Source organism: Cysteiniphilum marinum (genome assembly GCF_014857925.1).
Classification (GTDB): Bacteria; Pseudomonadota; Gammaproteobacteria; order Francisellales; family Francisellaceae; genus Caedibacter; species Caedibacter marinus.
Genome location: NZ_JACYVZ010000061.1, coordinates 1 through 6,528, shown reverse-complemented (window position 1 = coordinate 6,528; position 6,528 = coordinate 1). Strand labels below are relative to the sequence as shown.

Here is a 6,528-nt window from a genome sequence, read left to right as displayed (position 1 = left end):
TGTTCCCAGCGCTTAATGACCTCATACCATTGTTCTTCCGTCATAAACCAAAGCTCTTTGTATTATCAATGCAATCAGTTTGCCAGATTTAAAACAGTATTCTAGATGGGGTTCGTGGGACGCTTACTCCGCGATTATTATAGTGATTAACACCATATTGATACCAACAATGGCTCAAATCATCTGCGCATTGCTTGCTAATACTTTGTTGTGGCTTGCCTGAATAGTTATGAGATAGATATGATAGGTTGTAGTTTCTTTGCATTAATTGTTCAAATATACTTCTATTTGCTTGTTTAAAAAAAGATTCTAAGGAACTAAAATCACAACGAGGTATTCCTAGATGGAAATTGCACACCGAATAAAAATAAGAATTCAGTAAGTGAATGTGTGGCAATATTTTCTCATTAACTGAAATTTGTTTATTCTTATCGTATGCTACATATGTTGGATTCCCATTAATCTCTATGACTATTTGTGTATTTGCATAGTTTCCTGTAATGGGAGTTATGATAATTTTCAAGCCAGTATGAAGTACAGTATTAGAGTCTGTGTGATAATTACTTACATAACCTGTGGAGATATTAGCATATACCATATGCTCTTTATTCAATGAGACAAGTACGGGATTAGGTCTGCGTGTTTCGATATTGGTTTGAATTAGTCCATTTGGAGAATCTACTACACTCACTGTTGTTAAACCACTTGGTGAGGTTAAATTGATAGTATTTGTTGTCTGTGTATAAACACGATTACTTTGATCAACTGATCGTAAATACTCGTTTTTAGTTACTTTATTACTTGCAATGTCATAGCTGTAATCTGCTATTTTAAACCACTCTGTATCTAAGTGATTGCGCCGATATTGCTCTTTAGGGCGATTAAGTGCATCATAAACTGTTTTGCTTGTCGTAAAACCATTAATCGTTTCTTCAACGGTTAAAGCTGAGCTTTTATTGATATTATATTGACTATAGTCATAGTGCGTTTGCTGGTGATTTAAAGGAGGTGCATTGGGTAATGCAGTAATTTGCTCAGTTAATTGCCCCAAGCCATTATAATAATAATGTGTAAAAGCGCCTGAGTTTGGATCTTCCGAGAGAATTTTGTCATTATTAAAAAAATCAAAGTACTCAATTGTTAAAGGCAATGATCTTGGCGTGTTGCTATTAGGTTCATGTCGTAGCTCTTTAACTTTTGATTGCACTTTAATTGCTGCTTTGTTTGGTGCTGTATCAAATTTGGTAATGAGATGTATTGTTTTATCAGTTTGTATGTTTTGAATACCACGATTATTGGCATCATAAATATAATCAATGGTTGAAATGGGGGCTCCATGCGTAAACCAACTTTGCCCAACTGCAACGGTATCACTTCGGCTAACAAAATGCTCACGTCCGCTTGCACTAATCACACTTTCTATTTTATTAGCAGCATAGGGAATAACAATATAATGAGCATCATCTCGATCACGCAGCTTAATTGGATTTAAGGCTTTATAGGTTCTAATATCAGTTGATTCGGTTTGTTTACCGATGGTTGACTCATTATGCAATTGTGCCAATTTATTGATTAATCGAGAGCTTTTGAGTGGGCGGACGAACTGATAGTTTTCAGGTTGGTAATAGCGATAATCATAGCTATTTTCCGTCAATGAATGTGCAAGGTCAGTCCTTTGCTTGCTCTGCGGATTAATCGTATAAATATTAGTTTCTTTGGTTAGTTGTGCACCGTATTTATCATAACGAAAATAGCTTCGACTCACAGAATAAGGGCTGATTTTATTATCACTATTACGTGGTGTAAATTGAAATGTGTAGCTTAATTTAGGCTGTTGAAAATTGACGTTTTTTTGTAATAGTTGCCGATACGGCAATGAACGCTCATCACTAGGTTTGTATAACTCATCTTCAATCCCATAATAATTAAGCGTGTATGTAAGATTTTTCAAATAAAAAGGCTTGCCTTTATTATCTTTTAATTGAAGTGTTAGAAAGTTTTGATCTTCAAGATTGAATACCGTGCCTTTATCCTCATCGAAGCCTATCTCATCGTCAATGGTGCCAGTAACTTGCTGAGTAATCCTACCCAGTGAATAATAGCTGGCAGTGACACTAATAAAGTCATCTGCGGCTTTTTTAACTGAATGATAGGTGCCATAGCTAAAATTATAACGCTTGGTAATATACGATAGATCAGTATCTAAGTGATTAATAAGCCCAAAGAAGTCATTATGGTACTTTTTATGCTGACCTGCTCTTTGGATATAGTACTCAGCGCATGCTAATGTTGGATCATTGTGTTGCAATTTCGCTAGTTCAAAACATTGATTAAAATCTTTCTGCAAGGCACTACTAGATAAAGCAGGTTTACTGCTAAATGTTGGATGGTAGTAATAATTGCCACCTAGTTTATCTGGATCATAACCATAAGCAGCAAAGCCATAACTTTCTTTTTGTATGATATTATTATCATAATCTTTAGTAATAAGCTCTACAGCATGACTACTAGGGCGTTTAATATCTTGTCTATAACCATTAGGATAAATAATACCACCACCCCATAATTGGGTAGTAAACACTGTTTTTTCATTCTTGCTTGTAAGCACTCCAAGTTCAATTGTATTGCCAAAGTCCAACGTCAACTGTTGATTTAAAGGTAAAAAATCAATTTTGGTTTTCCTGTAATTTACTTCTGTAAATACAACCATTTGCTTTGTACCTAAATTTGGGTCTGGGTAAGTCGCTTCTATTAAAGTCAACTTATTAGCCCCTCTACGAGCAGGACGATCCTCAGGGTCATTTTGGTTTGGAAAACTCATCTTGCGATGAAATGTTAATTTGACACCATTGGTAAATGTTGCACTATCTAGACGATAAAAAGCATTGGTATAACCTGCTTTATATTGTTCAAATCCATCATATTTAAACAAAAACACGGTTCCAGAAGCATCGATATATCTAAATTGATTAAACGGTTTTTGATAAACTTCATCAGATTCAGTTGTAGCGATATATTCTATCGAGCTTGTTTGATTATTGTGTGGTGTGTAATCAATATTAATCTGATGCCAGCGATTATCACGTTCAATGGTTAAGATGTTTACTTTTTTGAGGGGAAAGCTTGGGTCTTGTTTTACGACACTAATATCACTGGAGCCCGTAAAGTCAACAAAAGACGATCCCATCAACATCGCAGCCAACTTAACTCTAGGTCCCACCATATTGACAACAACGGTAGGAATATTCAGATAAAATGGTGTGCCACCAATGTTATAAGCTAAGCTCTGATCTCTTGCTGCATCTGAATTTTCTGCTGATAAATCAGGTCGTGAAGTTAAACTCAACTCAAGACCTTGTTGCGTAATCGGGTTAACAATAATCTTACCAATGGCAACATTAAACTTAGGTGTTAATGTTAATGCATCAATAGATAAACTGACAGGGCTTGTACCATTGGTGGCATTATAATTGGCGCTAGATTGACTCTCCCCAAGTAACGCTTTAGTTTTTAATGCTTTGTTTTGCTCTTGTTGGCTATTGGGCGTTTTAACCAAGCCTTTGGCCTCATCAGCAAGCTTCTCAAACGAAATGCTTACTTGCTCTTTTTTACTTTCCTTTGTCGATGATTGTAATTGCTCTTGCGCAAAACTCATCGTCAGCAAAAAAGGGAGCATCGCTATGTATGACAACGATTTTATTATGTGATTCATATTAACCTCAAATGCAAATGAAATCTCTATGATTAAAGATAGACCAGAAATATAACTTGACCACGTGAAATTAATATTTTACGGATAGATGTGTTTTATCAAACCTCAAAACAATATAACTTTGCTGCCTGATTACAGCTTTGCCCTGCAAATTCAGTCCATTTCCATGGATTCCAATTATAAAGACCAATGTCGCCATAATTACCTTGATTAGCACTGTTTGAACTTGTCCAATTATTGCAGTTTGGTGTGCGCAACGTCCCTAATGCATAGGTCCCTGTCCACATGTCCATATGTGGCACTTTTTGTGGCAGTGCATTTTCAATTTGAACATTTAAAGGTTCATTGACCAAGTTACCCGGTAACGCAAATAGCTCATCATTTAAGTTAAAATATGTCAACATATCATTATACCCTACGTTATCAAGAGCATTGACATTCTCATCACTTAACCAAGCTTTATAAGTACCAGAAAGCCCTTTACGATCTGCATTCGCTTGACAAATATTATTCGCAGCTAACACACCTGTGGCACCAGCGGCATCAACCCAACTCGATAAATCACCATTACCTGAACTATCTGTAATAAAGGCATAACGCGATGTATCGTTAAACGCGCTTAATGTAAAGCTTGATGAGATTACCATTTGATTTTTATTGGCTTTGATTGGCTTAAATTTATAATAAGCACTACGCACATTCAATGCCGTATCTTCATACGCGAAAACAACAAAACCAAGGGACTCATCAAAAGCAATTATCCCCTGTTCTGGCATGCCTTTTATTCTGGCTGAAGCTAAGGTTTGTGCATTATCTAAGGATGAGTGTGAACCACTTAACGATGTATTATCTTCTACATTATAAGTATATAATCGCCCAGAATCTTTGCCTGCCATCACCACTTCATTGCGACTTAGCTGCGTCATTGGGATAATACCATCACCTAAATTAAACGCTGCAATACTGCTGACCTCTTGCCATAGTGCTTGCGGCAAATTAGGATCATTATTCACAAATACTTTATTTGGTGAGTATTTAGTATCCTCAGAAACCGACACCATTGCTGTTTCATAGCCAAGATAAGGATCATACATCAGGACAAAGTTTGTCGCACCATTACCTTTGCCATCTTGCACGGTTTTAACACCTGACTCAATTTGGTTACTTCCGGATACATCAACAACCGCAAACTGCACAGGCTCACTACGCTCTCCATCTTCAGCGGCATAAAATCGATTATGATATGCCGAAAACCCTGCTGTAAAAAAACCGTCCATTTCAAGAAGCGACACAGATTCAATGCCAATTAAGTCTGTTTGTGCTGCATTTAAATAACGATAAGTTTGCACAACTCGACCATCACTTGATAAAAAGAAAGTTGATAACGATGGATGTCCATTAATCATATGGAGATCTTTAGCAGTAGCTACACCAACAAAGTCTGAACCAGCTGTATTTTCCAATTCATAATATGTATCTCGATCAAAGTCTATCTGATACAGCTGCTTGCTTCCACCGCGATTATTAGAAAAGTAGAACTCTCCATACAAGTTGGCTGTCATTTGGTTAACTTCATTGATTGTTTTGCCAATAAGAAGGCTTAAATCAACTTCATTAACATATTCTATTTCACCATCTTTAGCGCTGTAGAACATGATTGTTGCTTCATTATCACCTGACGAATCAGCACCATCATTATCTCCCATCATCATAAAACCGCTATAATCTAACTTTGTTTGATAATCAATTGCTGCCGTCTTAATCGTTAAGAAGGCACTTTCTTCACCGACTAACCGTTGAAACTCGGCAGGCTTTTGGTGAATAAAGAAGTGACAAGACTCACCACCTTTTAGATTAAACTTATGCTCATCATCTGGCACACAACTACTTAACTCATGACTAAACTCAATTAAATCTGAGTTCATAAATTCACTGATATCAACGCCCTGCACTGAACCATGAGAAGCTTTTAAGGTAATACGTGTCAATGCTGGCGCTATTTTATGCACTTGTGGCAAATCAAGCGGATATAACATTTGAACACGAAGTGGTTTAGAGTCTGCATACGAATCAGCCTTAACTGGAATAATCTCACCAATACTACTGTTTGCACTGCTATTTGGCGTAATAATAAGATCACAGCTATTGCCACTATTAATCGCACCACTACATGTACCGCCAATACTAGCAACATCAGTATCAATGACTACTTGAGGATTAATCCATGAAAAGCCACCAATGACTTCAAGGGTAAAGATATTCTCACCTTCTTCAAGCTGATAGTACTTGCTACTATCATCATATTCAACACTTGTGTTTTTCAATTGATACATCGCAGGTGCCGCTTCCAGTATTTTTGAAATATTATCAATATTTCCACTGATTAAATCAGTTACTTGATAATTTAAAGTTGCTGTATGTGAAGCTGCTAAATCCTTAACAAGCACATCAATAACACATTGATTTTCATTAAAAAACTCATCACATTGATTCGCATGTATTTCAAAATGCGTTGCATCACTTATATTGATATTCGAAACACCAAAATACCCTTGATGCTTAAGATGAATTTTCTCCACGTCTGGTTTGGTGAAATAGAAATCTTCGGCATAAACATTAATACCAAAAGCACCCAAAAAAGCCATTGACAAGTATTGGGTTAGAAATTTTTGTTTTAACATCATTTGACCTCCTATGTTAATTTTCAACTCTTCAGTTGGTTAAATGTTTAATTTTTTCTCAAAACATAGTTGGGGAAATCTTCAAAAACCCAATTATTTTTAAGTGTTAAATAAATTGTTTTTAACAGCTTTCTA

The 6,528-nt window shown here is 36.1% G+C and carries 2 protein-coding genes; both read right to left on the bottom strand.

Annotated elements, in window-relative coordinates:
• Nucleotides 1-88 precede the first annotated feature (88 nt).
• The gene (locus tag IE867_RS13840; protein WP_192485301.1) at nt 89-3,712 is read right to left on the bottom strand and encodes a hypothetical protein; all 3,624 of its coding nucleotides are present in this window, start codon (nt 3,710-3,712) and stop codon (nt 89-91) included.
• A gap of 98 nt (nt 3,713-3,810) precedes the next feature.
• Entirely contained in the window at nt 3,811-6,396 is a 2,586-nt protein-coding gene (locus IE867_RS13835; RefSeq protein ID WP_192485300.1) for a hypothetical protein, read from the bottom strand.
• Nucleotides 6,397-6,528 lie beyond the last annotated feature (132 nt).

Coding starts and splice junctions, on each gene's coding strand:
- IE867_RS13835 (WP_192485300.1), bottom strand. CDS start 6,396: ATGATGTTAAAACAAAAATTTCTAACCCAATACTTGTCAATGGCTTTT.
- IE867_RS13840 (WP_192485301.1), bottom strand. CDS start 3,712: ATGAATCACATAATAAAATCGTTGTCATACATAGCGATGCTCCCTTTT.